This is a genomic window from Variovorax sp. ZS18.2.2 (genome assembly GCF_024701975.1).
Lineage (GTDB): Bacteria > Pseudomonadota > Gammaproteobacteria > Burkholderiales > Burkholderiaceae_C > Variovorax.
This window is the reverse complement of the sequence record NZ_JANLNM010000002.1, coordinates 250890-265744: the sequence shown is the minus strand read 5'-3', so window position 1 is coordinate 265744 and position 14855 is coordinate 250890. Positions and strand designations below refer to the sequence as shown.

Below are 14855 nucleotides of genomic sequence, written 5' to 3'. Positions count from 1 at the left end.
GGCAGCGACATTTCGGCGAAGACCACGTGTCATCGAGGGTCAGATGACGCGGCGGCCTTCACGCCAGACGCCGCGCACGAGTGCATGCCGCACGCCGCCGGGCAGCGTGCACATGCGCACCTGCACCAGGTCTGCGCGCAGACCCTGCGCAAGCGTGCCGCGGTCCTGTAGTCCCGCCGCGCGAGCCGGTGCGCGCGTGACCATGGCAACCGCCTTCGGCAGCGTGGCGATCTGGTCGTCCACCAGGCGCATCGCCGCGCCCATCAGGCTGCTCGGCACGTAGTCGGAAGAGAGGATGTCGAGCAGGCCCTGGCGTGCCAGTTCGGCCGCGGCGACATTGCCCGAATGCGAACCACCGCGCATCACGTTCGGCCCGCCCATCACGTTGGCCAGGCCGTGCGCATGCGCCGCACGCGCCGCCGCCAGCGTGGTCGGAAACTCGGACATGCTGGCGCCCTCCGCATGGGCCTGCTCGACATGCGCCACCGTGGTGTCGTCGTGGCTCGCGAGCGCGATGCCGTGCGTGCGGCAGTAGTCGACGAAATGCCGCCGGTGCGGCTGCACGTACTCCGTCTGCAGCCGGCCGGCCTCGGCCACGCGCCGTTCGAACTTGCTGTCGCTCCAGCCCTTCTTGCCGGTGTAGTAGACGCGCGCCAGCTCGATGTTCTCCCACTGGCGCTGGCCTGGCGTGTGGTCCATCAGGGAGATCAGCCCCAGGCGCGCGTGTCCGCGAAAAGGCGCGAACAGTTCGACAGTGTTGGGTGCGGGCAGTTCGCAACGCACATGCAGATGGTGATCGGCGCGCAGCAGGTCCTGCGCAATGCATGCATCGAGCGTGGCGAGCGCCGCGCTCCAGGCGCTGCCGCGCACGCTCTCGGGGTCGGCTTCGCCCACGCCGAGCGCGTCGAACACGGTGGTGATGCCGGCGGCCGCAATCTCGGCGTCATGCGCCAGCAGCGCCGGCAAGGCGCCCCACTGCACCTTCGGACGCGGCATCAGGTGGCGCTCGAAGTTGTCGGTGTGGATCTCCACCAGTCCCGGCAACAGGTAGTCGCCGTCCAGGTCGATCGTGCCCTCGGCGGTCGGGCCGCTGTCGATGGCGGCGATGCAGCCTCCCGCGACCGACAGCGCACCCGAGACCACCTCTTCCGGCAGCACCATGCGTGCGTTCGAAAACACCATGCTCGCGCTCATGACTGGCTCCTGAATTCGCCGACGTTGACGCGCCGCGTGGCCACCGCGGCACCCACCTCGGCGTCGTGAAAGATCCCGACCGTGGCGGCGCCGCGCGCCGTGGCTTCGCGGATCAACGCGATGACCGTGTCGGTGTTGGCCGCGTCCAGCGATGCGGTCGGCTCGTCCAGCAGCAGCAAGGGCTTCGGCTTGATCATGTTGCGGGCGATGTTGATGCGCTGCTGCTCGCCGCCCGAGAAGGTGGCGGGCGGCAGGTGCCACAGCCGCTCGGGAATGCAGAGGCGCGTGAGCCAGCGGCGCGCCTCCTCGCGCGCGGCCTCGATGGCGGCGGGATCGTCGCCCGCGTCTTCGGCCAGCGGCTCGGCCACCACGTCGAGCGCCGGCACGCGCGGGATCACGCGCAGGAACTGGCTCACGTAGCCGATGGTGTCGCGGCGCAGGCGCACCAGCTCGCGCGGCGCGACCTGCGTCACGTCGACCGGGCCGGTGGCCGACTGCACCGTGATGCGGCCGGCGCTCGCGCGGTAGTTGGCATAGATGAGCTTGAGCAGCGTGCTCTTGCCCAGGCCCGAGGCGCCGTCGAGCACCACGCATTCGCCGGCCGAGACGCTCAGATCGACCTCGTCGAACACCGAAAGCTCAAGCTGGTTCTGGTTGTGCAGCGTGAAGCGCTTGGCCACGCCCTGGATGTGAAGCATGGGAGGCGTCATGGGGTCAGTACCGAAGAAACGAGCAATTGGGTATAGGCGTGCTGCGGGTCGTCCAGCACCTGGTCGGTCAACCCGGACTCGACCACGCGGCCGTGCTGCATCACGACCATGCGGTGCGCGAGCAGCCGCGCCACCGCGAGGTCGTGCGTGACGACGATGGCGGCCAGCTGCATCTGCCGCGTGAGTTGCCGCAGCAGATCGAGCAGCCGGGCCTGCACCGACACGTCGAGCCCCGAGGTCGGCTCGTCCATGAACATCAGGCGCGGCTGCGTCACCAGGTTGCGCGCGATCTGCAGCCGCTGCCGCATGCCGCCCGAGAAGGTGCGCGGCGCGTCGTCGATGCGCTGCGGATCGATCTCCACGCGCTGCAGCCATTCGGCCGCGGTGGCGCGCAGGCGCCCGTAGTGGCGCTCGCCCAGGCCCATGAGCCGCTCGCCGACGTTGGCGCCGGCCGAGACGTCCATGCGCAGGCCGTCGGCCGGGTTCTGGTGCACGAAGCCCCAGTCGGTGCGCGCGAGCAGGCGCTGCTGGGCCTCGGTCATCGCGAAGATGTCCTGCAGCCCGCCGCCGCGCACCTGGAACTCGACGCTGCCGGTGTCGGGCTTGTCGCGCGCCGCAATGGCGTTGAGCAGCGTCGACTTGCCCGAGCCCGATTCGCCGACCACGGCCAGCACCTCGCCGGGCCAGAGGTCGAAGGACGCGTCGTGCAGCGCCACGCGGTCGCCGTAGCGCTTGCCGACGCCGCGCACGCGCAGCAGCGGTGCGGGAGAAGAGATGGCGGCGTTCATGCGGGAACCTGTTCTTCGGATGCCGCTTGTCCTGCCTCTGCGGCCGAGGCCTGCTGGCGCGTCTGGCAGTGGTCGGAGTCGGAGCACACATGCATGCGCGTGCCCTTGTCGTCGGTGATGATTTCGTCGAGGAAGCTGTCGGTCGCACCGCACAGCGCGCAGGGTTCGTCCCAGCGCTGCACCTCGAAGGGATGGTCTTCGAAGCCCAGGCTCTCCACCGGCGTGTAGGGCGGCAGCGCATAGATGCGCTTCTCGCGCCCGGCGCCGAAGAGCTGCAGCGCGGGGTTCATGTGCAGCTTCGGGTTGTCGAACTTCGGAATCGGCGACGGCGACATCACATAGCGGCCATTGACCAGCACCGGGTAGTCGTAGGTGGTGGCGATGTGGCCGTAGCGCGCGATGTCCTCGTACAGCTTCACATGCATCAGGCCGTACTCGGCCAGCGCGTGCAGCGTGCGCGTGGTGCTCTCGCGCGGCTCCAGGCGCTGCATCGGCTCGGGCACCGGCACCTGGTAGACCAGCACCTGGCCCTCGGCGAGCGGCGCCTCGGGAATGCGGTGGCGCGTCTGGATCAGCGTCGCCTCGGTGGTGCGCGTGGTGGTCTCCACGCCCGTGGTGCGCTGGAAGAAGCGGCGGATGTTGACCGCGTTGACGGTGTCGTCCGAGCCCTGGTCGATGACCTTGAGCACGTCCTTCGGCCCGATGACCGAGGCCGTGACCTGGATGCCGCCGGTGCCCCAGCCATAGGGCAGCGGCATCTCGCGCGAGCCGAAGGGCACCTGGTAGCCGGGAATGGCCACGGCCTTCAGGATGGCGCGGCGGATCATGCGCTTGGTGCGCTCGTCGAGGTAGGCGAAGTTGTAGGTGGTGGCGGTCATGGGTGGTCTTCCTTGCGCATCTTTCGCACGAGCTCGAGCTCGGACTGGAAGTCAACGTAGTGCGGCAGCTTCAGGTGCTGCACGAAGCCCGAGGCCTCGAGGCTGTCGCTGTGCGAGAGCACGAACTCCTGCATCTGCGCCGGTGCTTCGACCGGCTCGCCCAGCTCTTCGGCCCGCAGCGCACGGTCGACCAGGCTCATGGCCATGGCCTTGCGCTCGCTGTGCCCGAAGGCCAGGCCGTAGCCGCGGGTGAACTGCGGCGGCTCGGTCTTGCTGCCGGCGAACTGGTTCACCATTTCGCATTCGGTGAGCTCCATGTCGCCGATCGAGAGGGCGAAGGGCAGCTCCTCGGGCGCCAGCTCCAGTTCGACGCTGCCCACGCGGATCTCGCCGACGAAGGGGTGGCTGTGCGAGTAGCCGCGCTGCGTCGAATAGGCCATGGCCAGCAGGAAGCCCTCGTCGCCGCGCGCCAGGTTCTGCAGGCGCGTGGCGCGGTCGGCCGGAAAGCGCAGCGGCGTTCGCGTGAGGTCCACGGGCGCCGGGTCGCCGGGCGGCACCTCGTGGGTTTCGATCAGGCCTTCGTGGTTCAGCAGGTCGACGACGCGCGGTGTGACGGCGGGTGCGGCGGCATTGCCCGGCTCGGTGCGCGCGGTGGCCTGCGAGGTCTGCGCATTGGCCAGCAGCGTGAAGTCGAGCAGGCGCTGCGTGTAGTCGTAGGTCGCCCCCAGCACCTGCCCGCCGGGCAGGTCCTTGAAGGTGGCGGAAATGCGGCGGTCCAGCTGCATGCGCGCGGTGTCGAGCGGCAGGCTCGTGCCCAGGCGCGGCAGGGTGGCGCGGTAGGCGCGCAGCAGGAAGATGGCTTCGACCACATCGCCCGACGCCTGCTTGATCGCCAGCGCGGCCAGCTCGGGGTCGTACACCGAGCCTTCGGTCATCACGCGGTCGACCGCGAGCTTGAGCTGCTCGCGGATCTGCTGCACCGACAGCTCGGGCGTGCCCGCGTCGCCGCGGCGTTGTTCGGCCAGCAGCTCGTAGCTGCTGAGGATGGCGGCTTCCCCGCCCTTGACGGCAACGTACATCTCAAGCCTCCTGTTCGATGCGCGTGGTGCGCGGCAGGCCGACGATCTGCTGCGGCGTGGCCAGGAACAGGTCGATGCCGCGCGGGAAGGCCGCATGGTTGGCGGCCCATTGCGCGGCGAAGGCCGAGGCGCCGGGATGCGGCAGGCCATCGACCGCGACGCGCGTGCTGTGCTGGATGCCGGGGCCGCGCAGCGTCCACGCGGCCTTGCCGCCCTCGGCCAGTGCGGCCACGTCGAGCACGCAGGTGGCCGACTGGTCGGGATAGGCGTCGCTGCCCCTGGCGAAGATGTCGAACGACGGGCATTCGTCACCCTGTGCCACCCATGCGAACTGCGCGGCTTCGGGCGCATCGACCAGCACGCAGCCGGTGTGAAAACGCAACCATGCGGCGGCATCGCTGCCCGCCAGCGAGGGCGAGAGCCAGAGGGTGCAGTCGGGGTCGAGCAGTGCGAGCAACAACGCGGCGGAGGCGGCATGGCCGCGCGAAGGCGTCTGTGCATCGTGCGGCAGCGCGACCACGCGGCCGGGATGCGACAGCGCATGCAGCGCCGCCCGAAACACCGACTGGCTGCCGAGCGCCGCATCGGAAAAACCGGCACCGAGGCTGGAGAGATCGTGCGCGTTCATTCGTCGCCCTCTTCGTCGTCGGCACCGCCGGCTTCGCGTGCGACCGTGAAGAACTCGACCTTGCTGCTCTGCGCGCGCGCATGGCGCCGTGCGCGCTGCAGGGCGAGGTGGCGGCGCACCGGCACGAGCAGTTGCGTGCTCAGCGCGGCCTGCTGCGCGGGGTCCTGCAGCAACGCATCGGCCACGGCGGCCAGCTGTGCGTGGCGGTGCGAACGGCCCAGCACATACGCCACGCCGACTGCGGCGCCGGCATCCAGGCGCAGCGCGCAACGCGTCACCGTGACCTCGCCCACGTTGAAGCGTTCGCCCGTGCCGCCGGCGCGGCCCTGCACCATCACGAGCCCGGTTTCCGGCGCACGCAGCCACAGCGGCACTCCTTGTGCATGTGCGCCCAGTGCCGGCTCGAGCAGGTCGAGCGGCGCCCGTGCCAGCATCGCCATCCACTGCGCCCGATCGAGCGGACGCCCCGAGGGTTCCGTGTCAAAAGCATGAAACATGAAAGTGATATTCTGAAAGTTGTATAGACAAATTGAACAACCGGCGCGAGCTTAGACAGCGCGCAAGACGACTTCATGACAAGCACAACAAGTTCTTCCGCCTCGCTTCCCGCGCGCCCGCCGCGCGACAGTTTCTGGACCCGCATCGCCGCCGACCTCGCCGACGCCATTGCGCGCGGTGTCTACCCGCCGGGGCAGCGGCTGCCCTCCGAGCACGCGCTGGCCGAGCAGTTCGGCGTCAACCGCCACACCATCCGCCGCTCGCTGGCCGACCTCATCAGCCAGGGCCTGCTGCGCGCAACGCAGGGCAGCGGCACCTATGTCGAGGAGTTCGCGGTCGACATCGCGCTGGGCAAGCGTCCGCGGCACCACCAGCGCCTGGCGCAGGCGGGCCTGCGGGGCGCGTTGCACGTGGTCGCATCGAGCACCGTCCGCGCCACCGCCGCGCAAGCCCGCGCGCTGGACGTGGCGGCGCGCAGCACGCTGCTGTGCCTGAACGTGATCGGCGAAGCCGAGGGGCAGCCGCTGCACTTCAGCGAACGCTTCTTTCCGCTGCCGCGCTTTGCTGGACTCGAGGCCGTGGTGCGCGAGACCGGCTCCATCACGGCCGGCTTCGCGGCCCATGGCGTGGACGACTACACGCGGCGCGAGAGCCGCATCACCGCGCAGATGCCCGAGCCCGTGGTGGCCTCGCATCTGCGCCAGCCGATCGGCCGGCCGGTGCTGTTCATCGAGAGCGTGAACGTGGACCCCGCCGCCGTGCCCATCGAATACGCCCGCACCTGGTTCGCGGGCGACCGCACCACGCTGACGGTAAAGCACGATGAATGAGCACCCCGCGCGCACGCCGCAGCGCAGGGCGCACCGCTACGCCGCCTACTTCGCGCCGCCCATCGGGAGCGCGTGGAGCGAGGCCGGCAACCAATGGCTGGGCCGCTGCGCCGCGAACGGCCAGACCCGGACGCAACCGGTTTTCGAAAGCCTGCCGGCCGACCTGCAGTTCAAGCTCACATCGGCGCCCCGGCGCTACGGCTGGCACGCCACGCTGGCCGCACCTTTCACGCTGCTGCCGCAGATCGAGGAGCCGACCTTGCGCGAAGGCCTGCAAACACTTTGCAGCGCGTGGGAGCCGTTCGACATGCCTGCGCTCGAAGTGGCGCTGCTCGACGACTTCCTCGCGCTCGTGCCGGCACAGCCGAGCCCGGCGCTGCACGCGGTGGCCGCGGCCTGCGTGACCGGCCTGCGCGCCTTCGCCGAGCCACTCTCCCCCGGCGAGCTTCAACGGCGCCGCGCGGCCGGCCTCACGCCCGAGGAAGACGCGCTGCTGGTGCGTTGGGGCTACCCCTTCGTTCTGGACCGCTTCCGTTTCCACCTGTCGCTGACCGGTTCGCTGCGCGACACCGCGCCCCCTGCAGTCGAAGCTTTGCGCGCGGCAGCGCGGCAGCACTTCGCGCCGCTGCTGGCATCGCCGCCCTTGCGCTTCGAGGCCATCAGCCTCTTCGCCGAGCCCGCTCCCGGCACCGATTTCGTGTGCCTGGCCCAGATGGAGTTGGGCCGGTGACCGGGCGGCTCGTGTACGTTGCCGGCCCCTCGGGCGCGGGCAAGGACAGCCTGCTCGCGTGGCTGAGGCACCGGCTCGCGCCCGACGCGCCGGTCAGCTTCGCCCGACGCACCATCACGCGCGCCGCGACGGCCGACGGCGAGCAGCACGACAGCATCGACCTGCCCGGCTTCCTGCGCCTGCGCGAGGCCGGCGCCTTCGGACTGGACTGGGAGGCGAACGGCCTGCACTACGGCGTGCGGCATGCCGAGCTGCCGCCGCAGCAGCGCAGCGAGGTCGTGATCGTCAACGGATCGCGCGCCTACCTGCCGGCGGCGATGCAACGCTATCCGGACATGACGGTGGTGCACGTGACCGCCAGCGTCCAGACCCTGCGACAGCGCCTGATGGCGCGCGGCCGCGAATCCGCCGGGATGGTCGAGGCGCGCGTGCAGCGTGCGCTCGATTTCCGGATGCCGCCAGGCGTTGCCGCCATCGAGATCCACAACGACCGGCAGGGGCTCGCCGAGGCCGGCGCGCACCTGGCCGATGCGCTGCAGTTGGTCATGGTTGCATAGCTGCCTGCGGGTCTCCAGACCATTTGACGAACGCCCGGCAGGCGCCCGTGCCGGCCGCCTATATCTCGAACGCTTCCGGCTGCCGCCCATCGATGTCGGTGAAGCCGTACTCGCGCGCCAGATCGGCCACGCGCAGCACCGCCCCGGTCTTCTTCATCACCTGCGGATCGCCCGCCAGCGCCGCCACCGCGCGGCCCAGGTAGCGCGGCGATTCGGTGCGCGCGAGCGCCGGCCGCTCCTGCCAATGCGCCTCGTCGGTCTTGTGACCGGCCAGCACGAACTCGGTGCGCATCCAGCCCGGCGACACGGCGAGCGATGCCGCGCCGTGCGGCTTCAGCTCCTCCGCCATGCCGAAGGCCAGCCGCGTCATCGAGGCCTTCGCGAGGTCGTAGAAGAGATTGCCCTTCATGTAGTGGCCTCGGTCCCAGAAGGTGGTGGTCACAATCAGGCCGCGCTTGGCGCGCACCATCAGCGGCGCAGCCGAGCGGCTGGCCACGAGGTGGTTGCGCACGCCGCGGTCGAACATCGAATCCCAGTTCGCGAGCGGGTGCTCCCAGAAGGGCGCGTCGAACACGCCGTTGAAGGTCTCGTGGCCGCCCCACGCGTTGTTCACGAGAAGGTCGATGCGGCCCGCCTCGCGCTCCACCTGCGCGAAGAGCGCCTTCACATCTTCTTCGCGGGTGTGGTCGCAGCGCACGGCGATGCCGCGTCCACCCATGCGCGTGACTTCGTCGGCGGTGTCGTCGATGCTGCCGGGCACGGCCGGCATGTCCGACAGCGCCAGCAACTGCCCGTAGGTGCCGGCGGGCTGCTCGCGCGTGCTGCGGCCGGTGACGTACACCGTGGCGCCAGCCGCGCCCAGCTCCATCGCGATGCCGCGCCCCGCGCCGCGGCTGGCCCCCGTGACCACCGCAATGCAGTCTTTCAGCGGGCGGCCCGTGTTCTCGTTCTGCGTCATCCGGTGCTCCTTGGTTTGAACGCCGACGAAGATAGTGCGCCCTCAAACGAGCGTCTTGGAAGAACCCGAAATCGCGTGCCCCATGAACTCGGTGGGCGTGACGCCGCAGAGCGCGCGGAATTCGTTGACCAGGTGCGACTGGTCGTAAAAGCCGCTCTCGACCGCCACATCGGCCCAGGCCGGCGCTGGTTGCAGCCGCAGCGCGCGCAGGCAGTCGTGCAGCCGCGCGAGCCGCGCCCAGGCACGCGGCGACAGCCCGACGTGTGCGTGGAAAAGCTGCTGCAGCCGCCGCTCGCCGACACCGACAGCCACCGCCACGTCGCGCAAGGGTTTCCGGCCGCCCGATTCCGAGATGAGGCGGGCCGCGTGCATCGCAGCTGCGTGCACGGCACCGCTGCTATCGCGCAGCCGGCGCTCCAGCACGGACTGAAGCAGCGCAGCGCGCGCGGCATCGTCGGGCGCCTCGGCCATGCGCGTCAGCAACTCGGCTGCACCGCCCCGCCAGAGTTCGTCCAGGTGCACGGCCTGGCCCGTAATCTCGCCGGCAGGCAAGCCCAGCAGCGCAGCCGCCGCCCCGGGCCGCAGCGTGACGGACATGCCCTCTACCGTGTCGCGCATGCGCACCACGACCGGTGCGGCGGAAGCTCCGATCGCCTCCACCGGCAGCCCCGCGCCCTCGCCCGCGGAAGGCGCATCGCCGAGGTTGAAGACGAGGCGCACCGCGCCATCGGGCAGCACGCGTTCATGCACCTCGTGCCCTGCGGCGAAGGTCTCGCGGTACAGCAGGATGTGGGAGACATGCGCCTGCAACGCAGCGCTCACCGGCACCGCGCGCAGCGTGCCGGCGGGCACGCCCGATTCCGGCCCATGCAGCAGGTCGTCGTCGAGCCGGAGGAAGAGGCGTTCGCCCATCGGCCCATTGTGTTGAAAAACCCGACCGGGCGCGAGCAGTCCGCGCTGACCGAAAATCGGCCGCTCGCATGCCTTCCACCGCCCTCCCCGTTCTCTATTCGTTCCGCCGTTGCCCCTACGCGATGCGCGCCCGGCTTGCGTTGATCGCGAGCGACACGCACTGCGAGCTGCGCGAAATCGTGCTGCGCGACAAGCCCGCCGAGATGCTTGCCGCATCGCCCAAGGGCACCGTGCCGGTGCTCGTGATGGCCGACGGCACGGTGATCGAGCAGAGCCTGGACATCATGCTGTGGGCCCTGCGGCGCAACGATCCGCAGCACTGGCTGCAGCCCGATGCCGGCACGCTTGACGACCTGCTCGCGCTGGTGGCCGCCTGCGATGGCGATTTCAAGCCGCAGCTCGACCGCTACAAGTACCCCAATCGATTCGACGACGCGGAACATGCAGCCCGCGAGCGCGGCGCGGCGTTCTTGCGCGATCTCGAAGCCCGGCTCTCGGTGTCACCTCATCTGGCCGGCACACACGCGACATTGGCCGACGCCGCCCTCATGCCCTTCGTGCGCCAGTTCGCGATGGTCGATGCCGCATGGTTCGATGCCCAGCCGTGGCCGCGCCTGCACGCCTGGCTGTCCGCATGGACCGCTTCGGACCTGTTCGCCCGCGCCATGCCCAAGTACGCCCCCTGGAAGCCAGGCGAACCGGGCATCGACTTTCCGCAGCCCTAGCCGCCCATCGCAGCCGCCGAAGCGCGCTGGATGCATTCGATGAAATGCTGCGCCGCCGGCGTCGACAACTGGCTTCGCCGCCGCACCACGCACACGTTCAGCGTGGGGAGCGTTTCCACCACGTCGATGCGCCGGATGCCATGCCGCTTGAACGTCAGCTTGACCAGCGGCTCGACGAACAGCCCGATCAGGTCCATGTGCCCGACCAGCCCGAGCGCCACCGTGACCGACTGCCCCTGGATGATGCGGGCGGGCGGCGGCAGGCCCAGCGGCGTGAAGAGCGGCGAGACGGCCTCGCGCCCGCGGTGGTCGTCGCCCGGCAGGATCCATTCGCCGGCATACAGGTCGTGCAGCGAACGCGCGTCCCGCAGCGGATGGCGCTCGCGCAGGCCCACCACCAGCTTCACAGGAAAGAGCTCGACCGCCTCGAACTGCGCATCGAGCGTGCCGGGCACCACGTGGGCCACCGCGAAATCGAGGAACCCGTCGCGCAGCCGCGCGAGCATCCAGGGCAGCACCGCCTCGCTGAACTGCACGTCGACCGCGGGCAGGCGCGTGTGGAAGTCCTTGAAGGCCGCGGGCAGCACGGTGAGCGCGAACGATGCGCTCACCGCCATCGACACCGTGCCGGTCGCGCCATCGCGGATCTGCGCGATCTCGTCGCGTGCGCGCGCCATGTCGGCCAGCAGCAGCCGCGCGCGCGGCGCAAAGGCCTTGCCGAACTCGGTGAGCCGCACGCCCTTGACGCTGCGCTCCACCAGCGGTGCGCCGACCTCGCGCTCCAGCTCGCGCACGATCTTGGTCACCGCCGGCTGCGAGAGCCCCAGCACGCGCGCGGCGGCGCGAATGCTCATCTGCTCGACCACCGCCACGAAGGCGTGCAACTGATTGGGCTTCATCGCTCAAGGCACCGGGGTTATGACAACCAAAAGTTATCGTTCTCGCCCAATTATTGTCTTTTCATGACAGTACCAAGTCTCTAGCATCCGCCGCGGTCGCACGACCTTCCAACCAGATCACACAAAAGCACACCTGGAGAGACATGAGCATCCCCCACACGCTGTCGCAGACGCAGCCCTCGTCCGCCCGCCGGCGCCAGACCATCGTCGCCACCACCATCGGCAACGGGCTCGAGTTCTTCGACTTCACGGTCTACGGGTTCCTGGCGCTCGTGATCGGCAAGCTCTTCTTTCCGACCTTCAATTCGTACGGCCAGTTGCTGCTGACGGTGGCGAGCTTCGGCGTCGGCTTCATCATGCGGCCGCTGGGCGGCATCGTGATCGGCGCGTACGCCGACCGCGCGGGCCGCAAGAAGGCCATGACGCTCACCATCTTCCTGATGGCGCTGGGCTGCGCGCTCATCGCCTTCACGCCGACCTATGCGGCCATCGGCGTCGCGGCGCCGATCGTCATCGTGCTGGCGCGGCTCATCCAGGGTTTCTCGGCCGGCGGCGAAGTGGGCGCATCGACCACGCTGCTGGTGGAGCACGCCACGCCCGCCAACCGCGGCTACATGGCGAGCTGGCAGTTCGCGAGCCAGGGGCTGGGTGTGATGCTCGGCGCCATCGTGGTGGGCGCGCTCACCTTCTCGCTGACTCCCGAGGCGATGCAGAGCTGGGGCTGGCGCGTGCCTTTCATCATCGGCATGCTGATCGCGCCGGTGGGCATGTACATCCGCCGACATCTCGAAGAGTCGCTGCACATCTCGCCCGAAGAAGCCGCCGCGCCGCGCGAGAGCAGCCTGAAGATCGTCTGCACGCAGCACGGCAAGACGGTGCTGGCCGCGATCCTGGCGATCGTCGGCGGCACCACGGCCGCGTATGTCGTGACCTTCTACATGCCCACGTATGCAGTGCGCGAGCTTGGCCTCACGCCCTCGGTGGCGCTGTTCGGCGCCGCGCTCACCGGGCTGATCTCGTTCGCGTTCGCGCCGTTCGTGGGCAAGCTGTCGGACATCGTGGGCCGCAAGACGCTCATCTTCTGGAGCCGCATCGCGATGGCGATCCTGATCTACCCCGGCTTCCTCTGGCTCAACGCCTCGCCGACGCCGCTGGTGCTGTTCGTCGTGCTCGGCGTGTTCAGCGTCGGCCTGGTGGTGCAGACGGTGCCCGGCATCACGATGCTGCCGGAGATGTTCCCCAAGCGCGTGCGCGCGAGCGGCATGTCGCTGGTGTACAGCGTGGGCGTGGCGCTCTTCGGCGGCTTCGCGCCCTTCATCAGCACCTGGCTGGTCAACGCCACCGGCAGCAAGCTCGCGCCGGCCTGGTACCTCGTGGCGATGACGGTGATCTCGCTGCTCGGCCTGATCTGGCTTCGCGACCACACGGGCCGCGACATCGATGCCGCGGATGCCCACGCGCCGGCCTGAAAAAAGCATTCCCACGATCCCGTACAGGAGCCCCAACCCATGCAAACACAACCCACCGCCGCCACGCGCCACTTCTCCGGCACGTATGTCGAAGCCCGCGCCAAGTTCCTCGACGCCGCCGCCCAGCGCGGCGCGGCCGTCGATTCGTTCGTGCATCCCGCGCACCGCGGCGCGCTCGGCGAAGAACTCGCCACCGACGTGGCGCTGATCGGCGCGAAGGACGCGAAGAAGGTCCTGCTCGTCACCTCGGGCACGCACGGCCCCGAGGGCTTCTGCGGCTCGGGCGCGCAGGTCGCGACGCTCCACGACGCCGACCTGCTCGCGCGGCTCGAACAGGCCGGCGTGGCGCTGCTGCTGGTGCATGCGGTCAACCCGCACGGGTTTTCGCACCTGCACCGCACGAACGAAGACAACATCGACCTGAACCGCAACCACATCGACTTCAATGCGCCGCTGCCGGTGAATGCCGGCTATGCCGAAGTCGAGCCGCTGGTGCTGCCCGCCAGCTGGCCGCCGACACCCGCCGACGACGCGGCCGTGGGCGCCTACATCGGCAAGCACGGCATGACCGCCTTCCGCGCGGCCGTTACCAAGGGCCAGTACACCTCGCCGGACGGCCTGTTCTACGGCGGCACCGCGCCGTCCTGGAGCAACAAGACCATTCGCGCGATCTTGCGCAAGTACGCGGCATCGGCCACCCACCTCGGCTGGATCGACGTCCACACGGGCCTGGGCCCCTACGGCCACGGCGAGAAGATCTACCCGGGCCGGAACACGCCCGAAGACCTCGCGTTGGCGCATGCCTGGTGGGGCGCCGACGTGTTCGCGCCCTTTGCCGGCGACTCGGCATCGGCCGACGTGTCGGGCCCCGTCATCTCGACCGCGTACGACGAATGCCCGAACGCCCGCGTCGCGCCGATGGGCCTGGAGTTCGGCACGCTGCCCGATCTGGAAGTGCTGCTTCGCCTGCGCGCCGACACCTGGCTGCGCCGCCACCCCGAGGCACCGGAAGCGCAGAAGCGCGAGATCCGCCAGGGGCTGCGCGACGCGTTCTACTGCGACAACGACGAGTGGAAAGGCATGGTGCTGGGGCAGACGCGCGTCGTGCTGCTGCAGACGCTCCAAGGCCTGAAGAAGGCCTGATCCCGCAAGCCGGACTTCGTCTTCTTCAACCGAAGTTCGGCGCGCGCCGCTCGCGCAGCGACGCCACGCCTTCGCGCACATCGGCGCCCGCGAAGCCCATGAATTCGAGCGCCAACGAAGCGTCGAAGGTCGGCCCAGCCTGGCGCAGCCAGTTGTTGAGCGCGTACTTGGTGAAGCGGATCGCGCTCTGGCTGCCGGCCGCAAGCCGGTCGGCCACTTCGTAGGCGCGCGGCAGCAGGTCGGCCTCTTCCACCGCGAGCGACACCAGCCCGATGCGCTCGGCCTCCTCGCCGCTCACCGGCTCGCACAGCAGCAGGTGGTACTTGGCCTTGGCCATGCCGCACAGCAGCGGCCAGACGATGGCCGCATGGTCGCCCGCCGCCACGCCCAGGCGCGTGTGGCCATCGACGATCTTCGCGCTCTTCGTGGCGATGGAAATGTCGGCGAGCAGGCCCGCCACCAGCCCCGCGCCAACGGCCGGGCCGTGCATGGCGCTCACGATGGGCTTGTCGCAGTTGATGATGTTGTAGACGAGGTCGCGCGCCTCTTTCCAGACACGCTGGCGGATGGCGTCGTCGGTGGCCATGTCCTGCACCAGCGTCAGGTCGCCGCCGCCCGAGAAGCCCAGCCCTTCGCCCCGCAGCACCGCGCAGCGCACCGTGTCGTCGGCCGAGAGGTCGCGCCAGATCTCGGCGAGCTCGCGGTGGCCGTCATGGCCGGCGGTCGGCAGCTTGCCGTTGGCCGCGCGCATCTGGATGTCGAGCACGGTGCCGTTGGCGCCGCGGCGCGTGATGGCGAGGGTCTGGTAGCGGGCGTAGTCCATGGTGTCTCCGTCCAGCGTCCGCAGACGAGGACTT

General features: G+C 69.8%; 17 protein-coding genes. 6 read left to right on the top strand and 11 right to left on the bottom strand.

Annotated elements, in window-relative coordinates; all coding sequences use genetic code 11:
* Positions 1-39: 39 nt before the first annotated feature.
* From NU688_RS11710 to phnG, 7 genes are read right to left on the bottom strand one after another with little or no spacing between them, the layout of a single operon-like run.
* Complete coding sequence (locus tag NU688_RS11710; protein WP_257860777.1) at positions 40-1194, bottom strand: alpha-D-ribose 1-methylphosphonate 5-triphosphate diphosphatase; 1155 nt, start codon at positions 1192-1194, stop codon at positions 40-42.
* Positions 1191-1904 (bottom strand): phosphonate C-P lyase system protein PhnL, encoded by a 714-nt coding sequence (gene phnL, locus NU688_RS11705; protein WP_257860776.1) that lies wholly within the window; start codon positions 1902-1904, stop codon positions 1191-1193. Before phnL ends, NU688_RS11710 begins: the two co-directional genes overlap by 4 nt.
* Complete coding sequence (phnK, locus tag NU688_RS11700) at positions 1901-2692, bottom strand: phosphonate C-P lyase system protein PhnK (protein ID WP_257860775.1); 792 nt, start codon at positions 2690-2692, stop codon at positions 1901-1903. The genes phnL and phnK overlap by 4 nt, the downstream gene beginning before the upstream one ends.
* Positions 2689-3570 (bottom strand): alpha-D-ribose 1-methylphosphonate 5-phosphate C-P-lyase PhnJ, encoded by an 882-nt coding sequence (locus NU688_RS11695; RefSeq protein ID WP_257860774.1) that lies wholly within the window; start codon positions 3568-3570, stop codon positions 2689-2691. The genes phnK and NU688_RS11695 overlap by 4 nt, the downstream gene beginning before the upstream one ends.
* Positions 3567-4649 (bottom strand): carbon-phosphorus lyase complex subunit PhnI, encoded by a 1083-nt coding sequence (locus tag NU688_RS11690; protein WP_257860773.1) that lies wholly within the window; start codon positions 4647-4649, stop codon positions 3567-3569. The genes NU688_RS11695 and NU688_RS11690 overlap by 4 nt, the downstream gene beginning before the upstream one ends.
* 1 nt (position 4650) lies before the next feature.
* On the bottom strand, positions 4651-5277 hold the full coding sequence (phnH, locus tag NU688_RS11685) for a phosphonate C-P lyase system protein PhnH (RefSeq protein ID WP_257860772.1): 627 nt from the start codon (positions 5275-5277) through the stop codon (positions 4651-4653).
* Complete coding sequence (phnG, locus tag NU688_RS11680) at positions 5274-5774, bottom strand: phosphonate C-P lyase system protein PhnG (protein ID WP_257860771.1); 501 nt, start codon at positions 5772-5774, stop codon at positions 5274-5276. The genes phnH and phnG overlap by 4 nt, the downstream gene beginning before the upstream one ends.
* A gap of 75 nt (positions 5775-5849) precedes the next feature.
* Between phnG and phnF the strand changes: the two genes are divergently transcribed.
* From phnF to phnN, 3 genes are read left to right on the top strand one after another with little or no spacing between them, the layout of a single operon-like run.
* Positions 5850-6605 carry a phosphonate metabolism transcriptional regulator PhnF gene (phnF, locus tag NU688_RS11675; protein ID WP_257860770.1) on the top strand — a complete coding sequence of 252 codons (756 nt, stop codon included), beginning with the start codon at positions 5850-5852 and terminating at the stop codon, positions 6603-6605.
* Positions 6598-7335, top strand: a complete 738-nt coding sequence (locus tag NU688_RS11670; RefSeq protein WP_257860769.1) for a DUF1045 domain-containing protein — start codon at positions 6598-6600, stop codon at positions 7333-7335. The genes phnF and NU688_RS11670 overlap by 8 nt, the downstream gene beginning before the upstream one ends.
* Complete coding sequence (phnN, locus tag NU688_RS11665; RefSeq protein ID WP_257860768.1) at positions 7332-7892, top strand: phosphonate metabolism protein/1,5-bisphosphokinase (PRPP-forming) PhnN; 561 nt, start codon at positions 7332-7334, stop codon at positions 7890-7892. The genes NU688_RS11670 and phnN overlap by 4 nt, the downstream gene beginning before the upstream one ends.
* A gap of 58 nt (positions 7893-7950) precedes the next feature.
* Here phnN and NU688_RS11660 read toward each other — a convergent pair whose 3' ends face one another.
* Both NU688_RS11660 and NU688_RS11655 read right to left on the bottom strand, forming a co-directional pair.
* The gene (locus NU688_RS11660; protein ID WP_257860767.1) at positions 7951-8850 is read right to left on the bottom strand and encodes an SDR family oxidoreductase; all 900 of its coding nucleotides are present in this window, start codon (positions 8848-8850) and stop codon (positions 7951-7953) included.
* A 42-nt stretch (positions 8851-8892) separates the two neighbouring features.
* Positions 8893-9762: a helix-turn-helix domain-containing protein gene (locus NU688_RS11655; RefSeq protein WP_257860766.1), complete on the bottom strand. Its 870-nt coding sequence runs from the start codon at positions 9760-9762 to the stop codon at positions 8893-8895.
* 68 nt (positions 9763-9830) lie between these two features.
* Here NU688_RS11655 and NU688_RS11650 point away from each other — a divergent pair, with 68 nt between their 5' ends.
* Positions 9831-10487, top strand: coding sequence for a glutathione S-transferase (locus tag NU688_RS11650; RefSeq protein WP_257860765.1), 657 nt, complete (start codon positions 9831-9833; stop codon positions 10485-10487).
* Here NU688_RS11650 and NU688_RS11645 read toward each other — a convergent pair.
* Positions 10484-11386, bottom strand: coding sequence for a LysR substrate-binding domain-containing protein (locus tag NU688_RS11645; RefSeq protein ID WP_257860764.1), 903 nt, complete (start codon positions 11384-11386; stop codon positions 10484-10486). The two genes, NU688_RS11650 and NU688_RS11645, sit on opposite strands and share 4 nt — an antisense overlap.
* 143 nt (positions 11387-11529) lie before the next feature.
* On the opposite strand from NU688_RS11645, the gene NU688_RS11640 reads away from it, so the two are divergent.
* Together NU688_RS11640 and NU688_RS11635 are read left to right on the top strand one after the other, a co-directional pair.
* Complete coding sequence (locus NU688_RS11640) at positions 11530-12855, top strand: MFS transporter (RefSeq protein WP_257860763.1); 1326 nt, start codon at positions 11530-11532, stop codon at positions 12853-12855.
* A gap of 39 nt (positions 12856-12894) precedes the next feature.
* A complete protein-coding gene (locus NU688_RS11635) occupies positions 12895-13998 on the top strand; it encodes a M14 family metallopeptidase (protein ID WP_257860762.1) in 1104 nt (367 codons plus the stop codon).
* Positions 13999-14023: 25 nt separating this feature from the next.
* Here NU688_RS11635 and NU688_RS11630 read toward each other — a convergent pair whose 3' ends face one another.
* Positions 14024-14821, bottom strand: a complete 798-nt coding sequence (locus tag NU688_RS11630) for an enoyl-CoA hydratase/isomerase family protein (RefSeq protein WP_257860761.1) — start codon at positions 14819-14821, stop codon at positions 14024-14026.
* Positions 14822-14855: the final 34 nt, after the last annotated feature.

What these genes read in the sequence shown, in the direction of transcription:
- NU688_RS11640 (WP_257860763.1), top strand. Translation starts at nt 11,530, where the DNA reads ATGAGCATCCCCCACACGCTGTCGCAGACGCAGCCCTCGTCCGCCCGC.
- phnF (WP_257860770.1), top strand. Translation starts at nt 5,850, where the DNA reads ATGACAAGCACAACAAGTTCTTCCGCCTCGCTTCCCGCGCGCCCGCCG.
- NU688_RS11630 (WP_257860761.1), bottom strand. Translation starts at nt 14,821, where the DNA reads ATGGACTACGCCCGCTACCAGACCCTCGCCATCACGCGCCGCGGCGCC.
- NU688_RS11660 (WP_257860767.1), bottom strand. Translation starts at nt 8,850, where the DNA reads ATGACGCAGAACGAGAACACGGGCCGCCCGCTGAAAGACTGCATTGCG.
- NU688_RS11670 (WP_257860769.1), top strand. Translation starts at nt 6,598, where the DNA reads ATGAATGAGCACCCCGCGCGCACGCCGCAGCGCAGGGCGCACCGCTAC.
- phnH (WP_257860772.1), bottom strand. Translation starts at nt 5,277, where the DNA reads ATGAACGCGCACGATCTCTCCAGCCTCGGTGCCGGTTTTTCCGATGCG.
- NU688_RS11710 (WP_257860777.1), bottom strand. Translation starts at nt 1,194, where the DNA reads ATGAGCGCGAGCATGGTGTTTTCGAACGCACGCATGGTGCTGCCGGAA.
- phnL (WP_257860776.1), bottom strand. Translation starts at nt 1,904, where the DNA reads ATGACGCCTCCCATGCTTCACATCCAGGGCGTGGCCAAGCGCTTCACG.
- NU688_RS11635 (WP_257860762.1), top strand. Translation starts at nt 12,895, where the DNA reads ATGCAAACACAACCCACCGCCGCCACGCGCCACTTCTCCGGCACGTAT.
- NU688_RS11695 (WP_257860774.1), bottom strand. Translation starts at nt 3,570, where the DNA reads ATGACCGCCACCACCTACAACTTCGCCTACCTCGACGAGCGCACCAAG.
- NU688_RS11645 (WP_257860764.1), bottom strand. Translation starts at nt 11,386, where the DNA reads ATGAAGCCCAATCAGTTGCACGCCTTCGTGGCGGTGGTCGAGCAGATG.
- phnG (WP_257860771.1), bottom strand. Translation starts at nt 5,774, where the DNA reads ATGTTTCATGCTTTTGACACGGAACCCTCGGGGCGTCCGCTCGATCGG.
- NU688_RS11690 (WP_257860773.1), bottom strand. Translation starts at nt 4,649, where the DNA reads ATGTACGTTGCCGTCAAGGGCGGGGAAGCCGCCATCCTCAGCAGCTAC.
- NU688_RS11650 (WP_257860765.1), top strand. Translation starts at nt 9,831, where the DNA reads ATGCCTTCCACCGCCCTCCCCGTTCTCTATTCGTTCCGCCGTTGCCCC.
- NU688_RS11655 (WP_257860766.1), bottom strand. Translation starts at nt 9,762, where the DNA reads ATGGGCGAACGCCTCTTCCTCCGGCTCGACGACGACCTGCTGCATGGG.
- phnK (WP_257860775.1), bottom strand. Translation starts at nt 2,692, where the DNA reads ATGAACGCCGCCATCTCTTCTCCCGCACCGCTGCTGCGCGTGCGCGGC.